Raw genomic sequence first — 16,080 nt, 5'->3', positions numbered from 1 at the left:
ATGAATAGTTAAACAGGAATTTCTATTAATTGGTTGTCAATGAGCCTGACATCACCAACAAAAACCGCAACAGCCAGTAAAATTTGACCTTCTAATTGATCCTTAGGTTGCAAATCAATTGGATCTACTACTTCTAAATAATCAATCCGAAGCGAGGAGCCAGTCAGTAAAAAATCACGTAAAATTTCTTTCCAAAGTTTAATATCTTTTTCTCCAGAAAGTATTGTTTTTTTAGCAATCGCAAACATACGAGGAATTAAGCTGGCTGTTTCTCTTTCCTTGGATGACAAACGAACGTTACGTGAACTCATTGCCAAACCATCTGTTTCTCTACGTGTGGTAACCCCTACCACTTCCAGCGGGAAATTTAAATTTTCCACCAAAGCAGAAACCACTCGAAATTGTTGGTAATCTTTTAAACCAAAAAAAGCCTTAGAAGGTTCTGTTAAGTGAAAAAGTTTTGTTACAATTTGTAAAACCCCTTCAAAATGACCCGGTCTTGTCCTTCCACAAAGATGTTCCTGTAATTTTGGAATGCTTAATTGGATCGGAGTTTTTGTTTCTGGATAAATGGTTTTAACATCTGGCAAAAATACCAAATCAGCACCATTTTTTTCGCATAACAAAAGATCGTTTTCCGTATTAACAGGATATTTTTCAAAATCTTTCGGATCATTGAACTGCGTTGGATTGATAAATATAGATACAATTGTTTTATCAGTTTGCGTTTTCGAAGTTTGAACCAGGTCCATATGTCCCTGATGCAAACTACCCATCGTGGGACAAAAACCAATTGTTTTCCCTTGTTTTTTCCAATCGTGAATCTGGTTTTTTAATTCCTCTAAATTTGAAACAACGATCATAATGATTCCTCAGTTCGAATTTTCACACTCGTTCCGTGTTCTTCATCCAAACCTTCTAATTCAGACATTAACTTAACAAATGGATAAAGTGATACTAAAGATTCTTTAGTTACTTCTTGGAAAGTAACTCGTTTTAAGAAAGTATCCACACCTAACGAGGAGTAAATCCTACTTCCTCTGGCTGTAGGCAGAATATGGTTGGTTCCACTGATATAATCGCCCATAGCTACAGGAGAATATGGTCCGAGGAATACACTACCAGCATGTTCTATTTTGGAAAATACTTCTTCATTGATATTTGTTTGGATTTCTAAATGTTCGGGAGCCAGTTCATTCGAAAACCAAATACAATCCTCTAAATTTGGAAAAACGATAATGGCGGAATTTTTATAAATGGAATTTTGTTTCATTTCTAAACGTTTTGGGCGTTCGATAAATGCTTTTTCCAATTCGTCGCTGACTTTTACTGCAAAGTTTTTATCAGTTGTTAGTAAAATTGCAGAGGAATCTTCTCCGTGTTCTGCTTGCGATAACATATCACAGGCGACCCATTTTGGATTGGCAGAAGAATCAGCGATGATACATACTTCACTAGGACCAGCAGGGCTATCAATACCTATAATTCCTTTTCCAGCTAAGTAGGATTTGGCGGCAGCTACATAGGCATTCCCAGGACCAACGATAAACTCGGATTTAGGGATGGAATCTGTTCCATAAGCACAGGCGGCGATCCCTTGGGCACCACCTACGGTCACAATGCGATTCACACCAAGGATTTGAGAGAGCCAAATGAGAATTTCAGGGAGTCCCTCTTTTTGAGGTGGAGTCACCAGTTGGATATTTTTAACACCCGCTATTTTTGCGGGAATGACTCCCATAAGAACACTGGAAGGATACAAAGCCTTTCCCCCAGGTGCATAGACTGAAAGTGAAGGTATCGGAGTGTATTTTACACCTAACCTATTTCCATCGATGGTTTTAGACCAGGATTCACGTTTTTGCGCTTCATGGAAAGTTTCGATATTTTTTTTGGCTCGAAGAAAAGCTTCTTTGATTTTTGGATCTAAATTGGTTTGGATAGAGTGCGGATCCAAAGTGACAGAGCTTAAGGTGATTCCGTCAAATTTTTCGGTGTATTCGATGAGGGCTTTATCCCCTCTTGTTCTGACTGCATCCATTATAGGCAGGATTTTTTCAGTAGCAACACTTAAGTCTTCTTTGGCATCCAAAAGAAAACGATCCAATTGGTCCCGTGAATTTCTGTCACAGTTTAAAATAGGAATCGGCATAAAATCAGCTTGGGGGGAAGTCCCTCCCTAAACAAGCTTTTTGTCAGAAACGGGAAGAGAATTCGATTTGGTACCTTGATCCGTATTCATAGGAATATTTTGATTGGTTCCAACCCGATTCTGAAACAACTGTTGCTTGCACTCGTTTGTTTGTTTCTCCCAAAGGAAAACCAGATTCTAAATTTGCCACATTTCGTTTTGCGGAAAAATACGAATCTACAATATTGTAGAGTAAAAATGCTCCCAAAATTCCAGCTCCAACCTGTATCACACCTAACTCTGTTTTTGCGGCATTAAATTTTGCTTCGGCATTGCTTCGATTGATGATCCATAATCCTTGCGAATCAGCTTGGTCCACAAGCAAAGCACCAAGTAAAACAGCAGATTGGTAATCTGACCTTGCACTTAAAAACTTATTGTATGAATTAACATATACCGCTGCGGCAGAGATTGCCACTAATGGGTAAACGTAAACTTTCCAATTTTTTCCATCAATGTACTTTTGTCCCCAACCAGGAAGTACGGTAGATCGCCAAAGTGTTGAAAAGTATGGAGTTTCGTAATAATCTTCTGGAATTTCCTTACGAATGATACGTTCTTGTCTAGAAGCAAAACGTGCAGCCTTTTCTTTAGAGTCCGATAAAACGACTCTTTGTTTTGCTGTTAACACTTTGTTTCTGGGATTCTCTAAAACCAAATCATAAATTCCTGTGTTGGTATCTGCATCAATCGCAAAGGTAGCTTTTGCAATCGAATCAGATTCAACGACAACTCTTTTGGCTAAAATCTTTTTTCCCCCAGTCACAAGGTACACTTTCATAGGATAAATAAAGTCTTTTCCTTCCAGTAAAAAAACCTTTTCCTTTTCTTCTTTGGATACAGAATAAATCGAATCTTTGGTTAGAGTTGGAACTTTTGATACAACCACTTCAAACTTTACCCAATCGGAATAACTTCCAACTTTTCCAAGTTTATTGACAACTGCCACCCTGTGTTCATAAATTCCAGAGGTATAATTTATTAAATCATAACTGGTTCCATTGACCCTTTCTGATAACACCAAGTATCCACTGGAATTTTTAATTTCTAAAACGTAACCAGTAGCACCTTCCACTTCCATCCAACGTAATTGGTATTGGCTTGTTTCTTCGGTGTTCTCATTTGTTTGCCCCAAAAGCGAAGTCAAAGAAACAAAAAAAATCACTAAGTATAAAAGAAATTTATTCCACATAAATCTTTCCTGGAGTAAGGATTTTAGGAACTTTTAGTTCAGGGACCGAAATGAAAAAGTCCTGTTTATTATATGCAGATTCTTTTTCCGTTCCGTCACTTTGTTTGTATAAGGCAGCCACTTCCCAACGATACCTTCCTACATTTAGTTTTTGAATGTCACTAAACAGAAGTTTTGCGGCATTAGTTCGTTCATTCAGAATTTGTTTTTCCCGTATTCCAGAAATATCGATGATCTGTATGCGGTAACCCGAACTTTTCTCTACAGGTTTCCAAGTGAATAAAATAGAATTTTTGGAAAACAAATCAATGGTTTCATTACGCGCTGGACTTACGAGATACGGCGCTTCCCGATTGGTTTGCATTTGGAAATTACGAACAGCACTATAATCATTTTCTCCATCTACTGGTTTGACTCGCCAATAAAAACGACCTAAATCTTTTGATTTAAATTCAAAGTAGTTATTAGAAACCGTTTCTTTTGTAAGTAGAGGTTTAAAATCGGAATCTCGAGCAATTTCTATTTCATAATTTGACTTACCCGATAACTTTTTCCATTTAAGAACTACGATAGAACGTTCATCAACTTCTACCTCAGCTCCATTCGCCGGTGCAATCAATTCCATCTCTTCTTTGGCAATCACAGAAAATGTATTTGGTTTTGATTCCAAGGATAAACCACTAGAAGTAAGCCCCTTCACTCGCCAAAAATAAACTCCCACACCCAAATCACTGGAAAGTTTTAGAAAATTATTTTTGGTAGATTCTGTTTTTAGTTTTGTTTGGAAATTGGAATCGGAACTTAGCTCCCATTCGTAACTACTAAAATCTTTTTCATCCTTCCAAGAAAAGAAAACCTGTGATTTGGTTTGTTCCAACGAAAATGATTTCCCCCGAATCGGTTCTAATAACTCGGGAGGTGAAATATTTGTTTTCTTTGTAATTTGAAAACTAACCACATTCGAAGTTTTTTCTAAAATTCCTGGAAGATTGGATCTCGCTTGGATTTTTGCAAAATAACCTCCTTCCTTTAAAGAATCAAACGCTAAGGATTGATTTTGGGTTTGTTTGGATATCACACCTTCGGAAAAGTTAGAATCCTTGGCAATTTGCACGGTATAGGAAGAATATAAATCTAGAGGATTCCAAACAAAACGAACCACAGGTGTTTCTTGCGTATAAGAGAATACTTCGCCCGGTTTTGGACTCATCACCCTAAGACCTGGGTCATTTAAAATTCGAAATTGGTAAACCTCTGTGGTTTGTTTTGTTTTGGAACTCGGATCCTCATAAGAGACTCTCCAATAATAAGAACCCGTTGCCAGTTTTTTTGAAATACTAGCCGATGTTAGTTTTTCTTTGACTAATGATTTTGAAAAATCAGGAAAAAGGGAAATTTCTAAAACTGGGTTCGCAGTCTTTGAAGAATCTGGTTTCCAACCAGAAATGGAAAATGGAATTTTTTCTTGTCCCGATTCAGACAGAATATTTTTCCTGTCTTCGGGAGTTGACAAACGGTAAACTGGTTTTCCTACTTTTACACCTGAATCTGTTACATTGGCGATTTGGTCTTTGGCAATGGTTTCTTCTTTTCCATTGGAAGTCAGTTTTGCTTCCCCTTGGTCAACCTTAATGTTTAACTCCGATTTTGTTTTATCAAGTTTTATATCCCCACTGGCCACTTGCACAGTTTTGTCACCAGCTTGGATATTCATCTTCATATCACCGGAGACGGTACCTTCTCTTGCTGCCTCAAAAGATCCATAAGCAAAATTGATATTGATGTTTTTATCAGAAATATCAAGTAGGATCATCGAATTTTCTGATATATTAATCTTTGTACCATCATTTAAAGTAAGGATTGCGTCAGACAAACCCTCTGTTCTGATGGTATCTCTATTTTTTACTTCCGTTTTAGATTCAATTAAATCCCAAACAACAGCATCATTATACTTTCTTAGTACAGTTTTGTTTTTAAAAGTGATTACACCAATGGTTGGACTCGAATTGTCAATGAACCTATCATTTAAGTTTCTATAGAGAAAGTATGAGAATACAAAAATTAGTAACAAAAGTGCTGAAACCACAAATCTTGTATTATTTAACCATCTCATAAAATTTATTTATGGGTCCTTGTGAAAACTCCATCCCAATCGGAACCAGGTGGATTTAATTTGTATTCTTCGCAACGTTCTACAAGCATACGACTAGACTTGTCTTTTTGCCCTTTGGCTTTTTCTGCTTCAGTAAAAAATTTAATTGCTGAATCCCAATTTTGATTTAAGTATTCTTTAAATCCAGATTCATAAATTTCTGCGGATTCCAAAAAGTTATTGGAGATCATCGAACGATAACCAATGAGCTCATGAATTTTCACCGGTTCATTTTTACCCTTTACTCTCACAAGGTCCAAATACCTAGTCACCATTTCGCCTTGGATAGAATCTCGAATAGGATCGGTAATAAGAATATTCACACCATAGTCTTTCCCTGCGGCTTCAAGCCTTGCTGCAAGATTGACTGTGTCACCCATCATTGTGTACGAAGCCAGCGCATCTGTTCCCATAAAACCAACCTTAGCTGGTCCTGAATTGAGTCCAATCCTTGCATCCATCACTTGAGCTTCTTTTGAATAAAGATTGTTTTTTGTCCAATACTCGCGTAAGTCAGCAAGTTTCATTACCATATCCACACTGGCACGCGCCGCTTTTAATTCATGTTCTAAAACAGAAACCGGTGCATTAAAAATTCCGACAATGGCATCTCCAATGTATTTATCCAAAACTCCTTCATGTTTTTTTAGAATGATTGTCATAGCAGACAGATATTCATTGAGAAGGGCCGCAAGGTCGGCAGATTTTAACTGTTCGGATATCGTAGAAAAACTGGCCACATCCGAAAAAAATGCGGTAATATGAGTTTCCGATCCCCTTTTTAAAGCAGCCAAGTCAACCATAGCTTCTTGGACCACAACAGGATCAATCATACTCCCTAAGATGTTTTTCACCTTTTCTCGTTCTTCTAAACCCGCACCCATATCAATGAAGTATTTGGTAAGAAGACCCACTTCATCTTGCGTGGTGGGTTTAATTCCGATTTTAAAATTTCCTTTTGCAATTTCCAAAGTAGCGGAAAGAAGCTGTAAAACAGGTTTAGTAATGGTTTTGGAAAAGAAAAATACAAAGATTAGTGCCGAACACAAACCAATGCCAGCAATATACAAATTTGTTTTTTGACTTTTGTATACATCGGCAAAAGCCTTTTCTTCTGAAACAATGGTAATCACACCGGCATCAGCAAATCCAATTTTCTGAAAAGAACCCAAATAAGATCCGCCTAACTCTTCATCTAAATAACTCATTTGCCCGGTATTCGGTGCACTCGTTAACATAGATTTTACGATAGGCATAGAAGTAAGATCTGTTGCCGCAAGAACTAAGTCTTCTTTAGGATGAGCAAGAACGGTTCCATTTCCGTTTACCATAAAAGTGGTTTCGATACCCTTTTTCGAAAAAGCTCCGATGATTTTGTTAAGTTTTACAATCATCACAAGAGCATTATCTAGTTCCCCATTTTCCGCTGTTGGAATAGCAATGGCAAAGGAAGGTTCTTGAAACCCTGGACTCGAATTTAAAAGTACAGTTTGGCCATTAAAAGCCTGAGCCAGAGAATCACGATTCCGATTGACAACCGTATGAAAATCTTCTTCGGTAACAGAACTTTTTTTTAGTTCTTCTTCATTGAACACTTCTCGTTTCATCACCAAAGAATTTTCTTTTCGTTCAAAAATCCCTAAATAAATGAACTCTTTATCATTTTGAAAAAATGTTTTAATAAGTAGTTTTCTCTCTGCTTCAGGAAGACCTTGGGTCGTAAGTGTAATGGCAATTTGGCGTCCTTTTTCCACAACACCCAAAATATCTGATTTTACTTTTGAACCAATGATTTCTGCAATACGAATATTATTGTCACGTAACTGAAGTTCAATGGACCTTTTAAAATAAAAAGAAGCAAAAAATATAATTACAGATACTGACAATGCAAATAAAAGACTAATCACACCCATCATTTTTAATTGGAGCGAAAACTTAGTATTGGAAGATCCATCCAAAGTAGTTTCGTAAGATTCTTCTTTTTTATCTACTTTTACTTCTGCCGTAGTTTTTATTTGATCCGAAACTTCATTTGTATGATTTACTTCAACGAATTCCGATTCTGAAAAAGATGATTCAATCAAATCATAGGGATGGTTGGGAGAATCAGAACTAGGCGAAAGTTCCTCCTCAATTTCATAATCCATTTCCGCATTCAATTCACGGAAAGGAGCTTCATTGGCAGAAACTAAAATCTCTTCTTTTATTTTTTTTCTACCTGACCTTCCTACAAACTCTAATGGAGGGTGAGTCACTGAATCTTTTTTAGAGATAAGATGGTTTGAAACTTGGGTATCCGAAACAGAACTTGTTTTTCCCGTCAGGCCAAATTTATGAGTGATTCGATCGGGAGATATTTTATCATCCCAGAGGTATTCTAATCGTGCAAATACAGAACGTGCCTCTGATTCCAAACCCTTTGGTATCAAAACGTAAATTGTTTTATCTTCGCCTAATTTTGATAATTCATTCGCCAAATACTTGTTTGTGGATATATTATGAATGGAAACGAATGGAAATTCAAGACGATTTGTTTCTGTAGGAATTCCCCAAAGTGGGGGACCAAATCGAAACTCCAGTTCCCCGGCACGCCGAGTTTGGAAAAATATAGTAATCCCCTCGTTCCAATCCCAAGTTTCTAAACTTCCAGGAGATTCATCCCAGAAAAGAAACACTAGTTTGGACGTTCGGAGGAACGGAATTTCTGCGGAAATTTCTATCATGCCTTTTTTAGTATCGACTTATTACGCCATACAATCGATCTCAATTCTAGATGAAAATCATCACGTTAAATTGCAACGGAATTCGTTCCAGTTTGAGCAAAGGTTTGCTCGATTTTATCTGTCAGGAAAATCCTGACATTATTTGTTTCCAAGAAACAAAGGCCCCTGTTTCGGAAATTGATAGAGAAGAATTTAGAAATCTTGGGTATATGGTACACAGCTGTATAGCGAATAAACCAGGATACAGTGGCACTGCTGTTCTGACCAAACTAAAACCGAAATCAGTTGTGATAGGATTTGGAGACGGGATTTACACCTCAGAAGGAAGGTCCGTCTTTTTAGAATTTCCCGAATTTTACCTTTGGAATCTTTATTTTCCCTCAGGAACTAGCGGAGAAGAAAGGCAAAAAATCAAATACCAATTTTTAGATTCTTTTTACGAACTAGCAAAACCCTATACTAAGAAGAAAAAACCTTTGATTGTTTGCGGTGATGTCAATATCGCCCATACAGAAATTGATATCCACAACGCGAAAGGAAACCAAAAGAGTTCCGGATTTCTACCGGAAGAAAGAGCCTGGGTTTCAAAGTTTTTAGATTTAGGTTTTTTCGACTGCTTTCGAATGATACATCCCCAAATGAAAGATGAATACTCATGGTGGACATATAGGTTCCAAGCAAGGAAAAACAATAAAGGTTGGAGGATTGACTATTTTTTTATCACTAAATCTTCCGGGTATAAAATTGAATCTGTGGCCATTGCCAAAGAACCTGTTCTTTCCGATCACGCCCCTTTGGTAATGAATATTCAATTCACTTGACAATCCTTTTGGATAGGGAGAGATTTTTGGAATGAAATTGGCAATTCCACTACTCCTTTCTGTATTCAGTCTCCAATGTTCTGTGCTTGGGGTAATCCAAGACAAAATCCCTTTGCCTGAGTTTGAATTTGATTCTCTATCGATAAAGAGTATTACTTTTACTGACATTACATTGAACGTAGTGACCTCGGTGGAAAATCCCTATCCGGTGTCTATCCCCAGTTCATTGCTCGATATGGATATCAAAATTGAAGGATTAAAACTTTCACAAATTAAAACCGATTTAGGGGCCATTGAAGGGAAAAAAACAAAACAATTACCTTTAGAAGTAAAACTAAAATATACTGATTTACTCAATCTTTATAAAAAATTCCCAAACAAACCATTGTTAGAAGTCAGTGCAGAAGGAAATATGAAAGTTCCGATTCCTAAACAATGGCAACTCTTGGGAAAAGATTCTCTAAGTTTTCCCTTTGTGAAAAAAAAGGAAATCCCTGCTATCTTACCTAATGTTGAGATTCAGAACTTTAAAATTTTGATGCCAACCGAGGCAGATATCCTCAGTGCTTCGAATACCAATGCACTGGCAGACACAGCTACTGGTTTTTTAAAAGGACTACTTGGAGGAACCAAACAACCGGCCACTTCCGCAGCAAAAGCAGGTCTTTCTGGCATTAATTTAGATTTAAATACTGAGTTTGATTTTGTTTTTGCAAATGAAGCCGCATCAAATTTAAACCTAACTAATCTTAACTATGATTTAAATTTAGCAGGTGAAAAGTTTTTAAACGGAACTCCTAAGGAAATCATCAACTCAGGAAAAACCTCTACTGTAAAAGTAGCCACAAAGTTTCCCATAACATCCATTAGTTCCTCACTTTACAAAACCATCCAATCCAAATCGGCTCTATTTGATTTAAAAGGTGATTCTGGTTTAAAAGTACCGTCAGTTCCAGAAACCATTCCTTTCATTTATGAAAAACATGGGAATTTTAAATGGTAATTTTTTAGAATCCGTTTCCAAAAAGAAAAAGATACAAGGTCTTCTGTTACAGAAGACCTTTATTTTTTCTTCTGCAACATTTGTTTGATCTCGTCTCTCGTTTTACCTGGATATAATCGTATTTGATAACTAATTAAAAACTTTGTAATAATGGGAGCTCCGTCTTTGGACAAATGCTCATAATTAAAACGGGAAGCATCATTTTGGATGATCTTTGCCACATCATTGATCCTAGGGACACGACGATCAAAGGCGATTGATTCCAATTTTCCTGTGATCGTGTTAAGTCCAATGGTGATCATTCCATCATCCACAAAACTAAGAAGATCAAATTTTTTCATTTCTTCTTTTGCAAGTTCATCTCCACCTAAATCAGGTTTTCTACGAATTTTATCCGTATGCCGAATTTGGCGCACCATGTAAGAATCAGAGGCAATATATACGCGGAAAAGTTCAGTTGGTAGTTCGCTTTTTTTTTGAAAGAATGGAATTTCGCCCGCATGATTTTGGACTTCTTCCCCTTTTTCATTTAAAATGATTTCTCCTTCGCCTCCCGGTGGTGGAAGTAAATCCTTTTCTGGTAGGACTTCCTTGTTTGTATCTCCATTGGTATGAGAGCTAATGGTGGAAGGAGATTGGCAATGGATTAGTAAAAAAAAAGAAAATACAGAGATTAACAAAGACAAGAATTTCATTTCGACATCAGTATTTGGCGGTTTCACATCGTGGCAAGAATTTAAAATCAAAAGGGCAATCCCTAAATTAAATATTTTGCCAGGACTGTGGCCAGTCCGAGGAAAAAGAAAAATCCGCAAACATCCGTTGTCGCAGTCACAAAAATGGAAGAAGCAATTGCCGGATCCACTCGCATTCCTTTTAGAACAATCGGAACTAAGGATCCAGTCAGTGATGCTACAATCATATTGACAAACATGGCAGTCCCTACCACAAACCCTAACACTGGATTCCCTTTCACAAAAAAGATCATACAGCCCGTCACGAGTCCAAGAACAAGGCCGTTGAGGACTCCAATAGTAAATTCTTTTCGAACTGCTTCCCACCAATTAGAAACTGATAGATCTCCTGTTGCAATATTGCGAATTACAACCGTTACCGATTGAGTTCCCGCATTGCCTCCAAGTCCAGCTACGATAGGCATAAGGGTAGCAAGTACCACAATCTGAGAAATGGTATCTTCAAAAAAAGCAACTACTGTGGAACTTACAAAGGCAGTGAGCAAATTAACGTTCAACCAAATGATACGACGTTTTACCGATTGCAAAATGGGTGTGGATAATCTTTCATCTTCCGAAACCCCTGCCATGAGGAGGATATCTTCAGAGGCCTCTTCTTCAACGATTTCTAAAACATCATCCACAGTGATCCGACCAATGATGCGGCCCAAATCATCTGTGACGGCAGCGCTAAATAAGTCGTATTTTTTAAAGGTGTTGGCAACTTCTTCCTGGTCTACATCGTAATGAAACGCAAAAACTGAAAAATTCGTGATTTTGGATACTTTGGTATTGATGGGAGTGAGAAATAAATCCTTGAGAGCAATGAAACCTTCAAGTACTCCGTTTTCATCGGTCACATAAACTTGGTAGATATCATCAATTTCTTTGGCTTTTTTCCGAACATTGATGATCCCTTTTCGCACATTATCCGTAATCGACACTGTAGCAAAATCTTTGGACATTAGCCGACCCGCAGAAGACTCACGAAATCCAAGTTGCGACCTGATTTCAAAACTATCGGCTTTACTTAAATTTGCTAATACTAACTCTCGTTTTGCGCCAGGAAGGTAAGATAAAAGGTAAGTTGTTTCATCTGTTTCAATATGATTGAGGGTATTCGAAATTTCATCTACAGAAAGTTCTTCTAAAAAAGACTCCAAAGTCTCCTCTTCCATTTTGATGAGGGCGTAGGCTTGGTCTTCCCTAGATAAAAGACGAAAGAGGTACAATTCCTCTTTTCTTTCTAAATCACGGAATAATGTAACTATGTCGGCAGGGTGAGCCCCATCCAACATTTCTTTAAGTTGTTTGGAATCCGCATTGGTAATGAGGTCTTTGATTTGATTGACAAACTCATCATAGGAATCGCTGTCCCTGTCGATTTTGATACGGAATTCGGACTCTTTCTTTCTTTCTTCTTCCATAAATCAGCGGATTTCCTGAATTTTCCAATTGACGGTTATGTCACGTAGACCATAGGCTATATCCTATGTCGGCACGAGTTCGAATTTTGAAAACGAATCTTTTTCTTCTCCTTGTTTTTTCCCATTGTGTTCTCTTTGAACCAAAAATCAGCAAGGTTCCTGATGCCTATGTGCGCGAAGAAGTTATGAATGCGGAGCAAAAAAATGCTTCAAAAGTCCTCACCGATAAAATCATCAAACTGAATAATGAAGTTTCCCTCCAAAGGAAGGCCAATAGTCTTACGAACCAAGCCATTAAAATCTCACTTTCAAAAGTCTCTAAACATAGTGCACAGAGGGATTTAGCCCGCTCTAAAGAAACCTACTTTGTATTGAAAGAAGACGGTGCTTCTTCCAAACGTTATCTGGAAGAAAGTCAGGCTCATGAATTGGAAAGAGCAAAGGAAGAAACTAGGTATAAAACCTGGGTTCAAAAGGAAAAAGAAGACAAAGCCTATTTAGAAATGAAAGAAGCGGCCCTTGGGGAACTCATCGCCGAACTTGAATTAGTTCGTTCGGAAATTGCAGTGAAATTCCAAGAATCTCAAGGGAAAACACCAGCGGATCCCGAATACATCAAAAAGGAAATTTACGAAACCCAATATGCTGAAAAAAAATCAGAGGCTCGTCGTCGTGTTTCCGATTGGGAACGAGTGAAAACAGAAGCACCTAGTTTGCCAAAAGTCAATTTAGAGGATAGTTTTGACGATGCGAAATAAGTTCCTTTCCCTTACTGTCTTTTTTCTATTTGGATTTCTTTCGTTATCTTCTCTATCTGCGGACTGGGTTTATTTTCCATATGAATACAACCAAATCTACAAAGAAAAATATGCTTTGGAATTGGAACTTGCTGACATTCGCAAACAACATCAAAACGAATTGAATCGTTTGGAAGAAGAAAAAAAAGATCTCCAAAAGGAAAATCGAAACCTAACAGAAGACTTGGAGCTGGAAAAACGCAATCGTGCCAAAGAGCAAGATGAATATTCCGATAAAATGCGCGATTACGATATGCGCCTTCGTGGTTTAGAGAAAAAAGGAACTGACAAGGAACGATTACTCGCAGATGAAAACAGGAAACGTGAGGAAAAAGACCGAGCCGATTTAGAAACTTATAAGAAAAAACTCGAAGAGAAAGAGCGCGAGTGCCTGCAAAAAGAACAAAAACTGAGAGAAACTTATGAAGCAAAAACTGACGAACTGAAAGAAAGAATTCGTAATTTAGAAGAAGAACTGGCTAACCTTCGCAAACTCACAAAAGAACAAAAAAGAGAATTAGAAAGACTTGCGGAACAAACAAAAGAGTTCGAAGAAAAATTGGCAAAAGAAATTACCTCGGGCCAAATTCGACTCAAACGTTTTCATAACAAACTCATCATTAATATCGATGATAAAATTTCTTTTGATAGTGGTTCTTCCGAATTGAAACCAGCAATCCTTCCCGCGATCGAAAAAATTAGAGAAATCTTAGCATCCTATCCAGAAAATTACATTGTGGTAGAAGGACATACAGACAATGTGCCTATCAAAACAAAATTTCGCAATAACTGGCATTTATCCAGCGAACGGGCATTATCCGTGTTGGATTATATGTTACAAAACAAAAACCTAAATCCAAAAAACTTTTCTAGTGCAGGTTATGGCGAGTTCCAACCAATTGTGCCAAATACATCCAAAGAAAATAAAGCTCTCAATCGGAGAGTAGACATTGTGGTTGTTCCAAGGGCCACTGGCTCTCTCAGTACAAATCATGAGTAAACCTAGACCCAAACGTTCGCGCTTGGTTTTATTTTTAAGCCTATCGGGATTATTATCTTTATGTATTTTTTTCATTGAGTGGATTGGCTCAAAAGAAAGTGGAAGCCTTGCATTATTTGCAGATGCAGGACATATCTTCACCGATGTTTTTGCCCATCTGATTTCTTTATTTGCCCTACTCATTGCTTCCAAAAAACCCACGCAGAAATATCCATTTGGATTTCACAGATTTGAAGTTTTGGCAGCCTTTCTCAATGGACTTCTCCTAATAGGAATGGCTGGTTTTATTCTTTATGAAAGTTATTTACGGTTTTCTAAACCTGGTCATGTGGAAGCTGATTCTATGTTGGCATATTCATTGATTGGATTTGGAATCAATTTAATTTCTGCAGGACTACTTGTCGGAGTGAGTAAAACAAGCCTTAATTTAAAGTCCGCCTATTTGCATGTATTAAGTGATTTATTAGGAACTTTGGCAGTCGTTGTCGGAGCACTGATTATTCGATTTACTGGATTTCGCGAAGTTGACAGTTTCCTAAGTATCATTTTGGGGATATTCATTCTAAAAACATCTTATGGCATTGTGAAAGAATCGGTAGAAATTCTAATAGAAGCAGACACTAGCGATTTTGACAAAGCCCATTTGCTAACACACATAAAAGTTTTAAATGGAATTGAATCGGTTCCCCAAATTACTGTTCGTAAACTCACGTCAGGTGTATTTTCTGTCGAATTACAGATCTTAGTTGTTAAAGGTTCAGACAGAGACAAAATTGTATTAGAGATTCATAAAGTATTAAAAGAGGAATTTGGAGTTCCTTTTGTTTCTGTAGAAGTCCTTTCTTCATCCTTAAAAAGCCAATTAGAAGATCTATCTGTCAGAGAAACAGAACGTGAATTTGGACATCATGGGCATAGCCACGGTCATGCGCATGACCACCACCACTAAGATAGTTTTCGTTTTTTCTTTTGGATTAACATTTGTGTAAACTGATCTTCCCAAACAAAAAGTTGGTAGTCAGGATCCACTGATTTAAGGTCTTTGGGAGATTCTAAATTCCAATGTTTACAAAGAGCCAAAAGAAGTCCTTCTGTAGGAAAAGGAAAACCAGAAAGTAAAAAATCTGCATTTGGATTTCCTTGGCAGTCGCCAAGAAAGTTTTCTCGCCATAAGCAGAGATTCTTTCTCTTTTCGTTCACCAATTGATTTTCCAAGGAAAGTTTTTTGGTTTTTCCAATGAGTAAGGAAACAAGCGAAAGGAGTTCTTTTAACCTAAGTTCCATTCCTAGTTTTCCGTAGTTATCTAAAATTAAATCTTCTGGATCAATAGGATATTCGCATAACGTCAGTTTGAGATGCGAAACTAAGGGAGTGAAATCAGTATGGAAAGATTCTTCTTTAGTTTGTTTAGAAATGTTAGATGTTACACTTTCTAAGTTTGGCTTTCTCAGATCTTGAGATCTCCGAACCAAATATACAGGATTTTCCTCTTCCGATTTAGTCACCCAAAAGATTAAGTCAGCTTCTGCCCCATTCGTGATAAAAGATTTTGTTCCGGATAGTTTTCCTTCTATGACAGTAGAACTCAGTTTACGGAGTTTTGACTCCCAACCCGGTTCGCTTACACCCACCGCAAAAATTTTCGTTGGGTTTTCTGTCCGGAAGCCGTCCCAAAGTGAATTAAAAATATCCGCTCCGTTAGGTTCCCTATTTAAACTATCGTTCTGGATTAAATTTTGGCCAATGTTTTTACTATAAACTTGTGTCGCATGGGATAAAATCCCACCGGCCACGTTTACTTCCACCATACAGGAAAGTGCCAAAGAAACACCGATTGGATCTTCTGAGAGACTGGAGAGTTTTTTTTGAAATTCTAAATAGGATTCGTGTCCAAATAGAAATCGGTAGAATCCCTCCTGAATTAAGATTGGTTTCCAACTACGATAGAAACTTTCCCCAAACTCCTTCCTATCCTTGGGATAAGGAGATCCAGGTTCCCCAAATTTTAAAATTAAATTTTCAAGTGTCCCACTCACTAG

13 protein-coding genes are annotated in these 16,080 nt (G+C 37.5%); 5 read left to right on the top strand and 8 right to left on the bottom strand.

Features of this window, described 5'->3' with window-relative positions; genetic code table 11:
• Positions 1-8 precede the first annotated feature (8 nt).
• The 5 genes from panC to EHQ31_RS02675 are packed head-to-tail and all read right to left on the bottom strand — an operon-like array spanning position 9 to position 8,258.
• On the bottom strand, positions 9-863 hold the full coding sequence (panC, locus tag EHQ31_RS02695; protein WP_135569336.1) for a pantoate--beta-alanine ligase: 855 nt from the start codon (positions 861-863) through the stop codon (positions 9-11).
• Positions 860-2,152 carry a histidinol dehydrogenase gene (gene hisD, locus EHQ31_RS02690; protein WP_135569334.1) on the bottom strand — a complete coding sequence of 431 codons (1,293 nt, stop codon included), beginning with the start codon at positions 2,150-2,152 and terminating at the stop codon, positions 860-862. Before hisD ends, panC begins: the two co-directional genes overlap by 4 nt.
• 43 nt (positions 2,153-2,195) lie before the next feature.
• Positions 2,196-3,383, bottom strand: coding sequence for an LIC11435 family protein (locus EHQ31_RS02685; RefSeq protein ID WP_135569332.1), 1,188 nt, complete (start codon positions 3,381-3,383; stop codon positions 2,196-2,198).
• Positions 3,373-5,496 (bottom strand): FecR domain-containing protein, encoded by a 2,124-nt coding sequence (locus tag EHQ31_RS02680; RefSeq protein ID WP_135569330.1) that lies wholly within the window; start codon positions 5,494-5,496, stop codon positions 3,373-3,375. Before EHQ31_RS02680 ends, EHQ31_RS02685 begins: the two co-directional genes overlap by 11 nt.
• A 5-nt stretch (positions 5,497-5,501) precedes the next feature.
• A complete protein-coding gene (locus EHQ31_RS02675) occupies positions 5,502-8,258 on the bottom strand; it encodes an adenylate/guanylate cyclase domain-containing protein (protein WP_135569329.1) in 2,757 nt (918 codons plus the stop codon).
• 50 nt (positions 8,259-8,308) lie between these two features.
• On the opposite strand from EHQ31_RS02675, the gene EHQ31_RS02670 reads away from it, so the two are divergent.
• Together EHQ31_RS02670 and EHQ31_RS02665 are read left to right on the top strand one after the other, a co-directional pair.
• Positions 8,309-9,079 carry an exodeoxyribonuclease III gene (locus tag EHQ31_RS02670; protein WP_135569327.1) on the top strand — a complete coding sequence of 257 codons (771 nt, stop codon included), beginning with the start codon at positions 8,309-8,311 and terminating at the stop codon, positions 9,077-9,079.
• Between the two features lie 31 nt (positions 9,080-9,110).
• On the top strand, positions 9,111-10,082 hold the full coding sequence (locus EHQ31_RS02665) for an LEA/WHy family protein (protein WP_135569325.1): 972 nt from the start codon (positions 9,111-9,113) through the stop codon (positions 10,080-10,082).
• A 59-nt stretch (positions 10,083-10,141) separates the two neighbouring features.
• Here the strand turns inward: EHQ31_RS02665 and EHQ31_RS02660 are convergent, their stop codons facing one another.
• Together EHQ31_RS02660 and mgtE are read right to left on the bottom strand one after the other, a co-directional pair.
• Entirely contained in the window at positions 10,142-10,777 is a 636-nt protein-coding gene (locus tag EHQ31_RS02660; RefSeq protein ID WP_135569323.1) for an LA_2219 family laminin/E-cadherin/plasminogen-binding protein, read from the bottom strand.
• Between the two features lie 62 nt (positions 10,778-10,839).
• Entirely contained in the window at positions 10,840-12,243 is a 1,404-nt protein-coding gene (gene mgtE, locus EHQ31_RS02655; protein ID WP_135569321.1) for a magnesium transporter, read from the bottom strand.
• A 65-nt stretch (positions 12,244-12,308) separates the two neighbouring features.
• Between mgtE and EHQ31_RS02650 the strand changes: the two genes are divergently transcribed.
• Genes EHQ31_RS02650 through EHQ31_RS02640 form a run of 3 tightly spaced genes read left to right on the top strand, consistent with a single transcriptional unit; the run spans position 12,309 to position 14,989 of the window.
• Positions 12,309-13,001 carry a hypothetical protein gene (locus EHQ31_RS02650; RefSeq protein WP_135569319.1) on the top strand — a complete coding sequence of 231 codons (693 nt, stop codon included), beginning with the start codon at positions 12,309-12,311 and terminating at the stop codon, positions 12,999-13,001.
• Positions 12,991-14,040, top strand: coding sequence for an OmpA family protein (locus tag EHQ31_RS02645; protein WP_135569317.1), 1,050 nt, complete (start codon positions 12,991-12,993; stop codon positions 14,038-14,040). The genes EHQ31_RS02650 and EHQ31_RS02645 overlap by 11 nt, the downstream gene beginning before the upstream one ends.
• A complete protein-coding gene (locus tag EHQ31_RS02640) occupies positions 14,033-14,989 on the top strand; it encodes a cation diffusion facilitator family transporter (protein WP_135570919.1) in 957 nt (318 codons plus the stop codon). Before EHQ31_RS02645 ends, EHQ31_RS02640 begins: the two co-directional genes overlap by 8 nt.
• On the opposite strand, the gene EHQ31_RS02635 is transcribed toward EHQ31_RS02640, so the two are convergent.
• Positions 14,986-16,077, bottom strand: coding sequence for an acyl-CoA dehydrogenase middle domain-containing protein (locus EHQ31_RS02635; RefSeq protein ID WP_208652709.1), 1,092 nt, complete (start codon positions 16,075-16,077; stop codon positions 14,986-14,988). The genes EHQ31_RS02640 and EHQ31_RS02635 overlap by 4 nt on opposite strands.
• Positions 16,078-16,080: the final 3 nt, after the last annotated feature.

The sequence above is a fragment of the Leptospira montravelensis genome (genome assembly GCF_004770045.1).
GTDB lineage: Bacteria > Spirochaetota > Leptospiria > Leptospirales > Leptospiraceae > Leptospira_A > Leptospira_A montravelensis.
This window is presented reverse-complemented; position numbering and strand designations above follow the sequence as displayed.

Excerpts from the sequence above, each read along its gene's own strand:
- panC (WP_135569336.1), bottom strand. The coding sequence starts at position 863 with ATGATCGTTGTTTCAAATTTAGAGGAATTAAAAAACCAGATTCACGAT.
- hisD (WP_135569334.1), bottom strand. The coding sequence starts at position 2,152 with ATGCCGATTCCTATTTTAAACTGTGACAGAAATTCACGGGACCAATTG.
- EHQ31_RS02685 (WP_135569332.1), bottom strand. The coding sequence starts at position 3,383 with ATGTGGAATAAATTTCTTTTATACTTAGTGATTTTTTTTGTTTCTTTG.
- EHQ31_RS02680 (WP_135569330.1), bottom strand. The coding sequence starts at position 5,496 with ATGAGATGGTTAAATAATACAAGATTTGTGGTTTCAGCACTTTTGTTA.
- EHQ31_RS02675 (WP_135569329.1), bottom strand. The coding sequence starts at position 8,258 with ATGATAGAAATTTCCGCAGAAATTCCGTTCCTCCGAACGTCCAAACTA.
- EHQ31_RS02670 (WP_135569327.1), top strand. The coding sequence starts at position 8,309 with ATGAAAATCATCACGTTAAATTGCAACGGAATTCGTTCCAGTTTGAGC.
- EHQ31_RS02665 (WP_135569325.1), top strand. The coding sequence starts at position 9,111 with ATGAAATTGGCAATTCCACTACTCCTTTCTGTATTCAGTCTCCAATGT.
- EHQ31_RS02660 (WP_135569323.1), bottom strand. The coding sequence starts at position 10,777 with ATGAAATTCTTGTCTTTGTTAATCTCTGTATTTTCTTTTTTTTTACTA.
- mgtE (WP_135569321.1), bottom strand. The coding sequence starts at position 12,243 with ATGGAAGAAGAAAGAAAGAAAGAGTCCGAATTCCGTATCAAAATCGAC.
- EHQ31_RS02650 (WP_135569319.1), top strand. The coding sequence starts at position 12,309 with ATGTCGGCACGAGTTCGAATTTTGAAAACGAATCTTTTTCTTCTCCTT.
- EHQ31_RS02645 (WP_135569317.1), top strand. The coding sequence starts at position 12,991 with ATGCGAAATAAGTTCCTTTCCCTTACTGTCTTTTTTCTATTTGGATTT.
- EHQ31_RS02640 (WP_135570919.1), top strand. The coding sequence starts at position 14,033 with ATGAGTAAACCTAGACCCAAACGTTCGCGCTTGGTTTTATTTTTAAGC.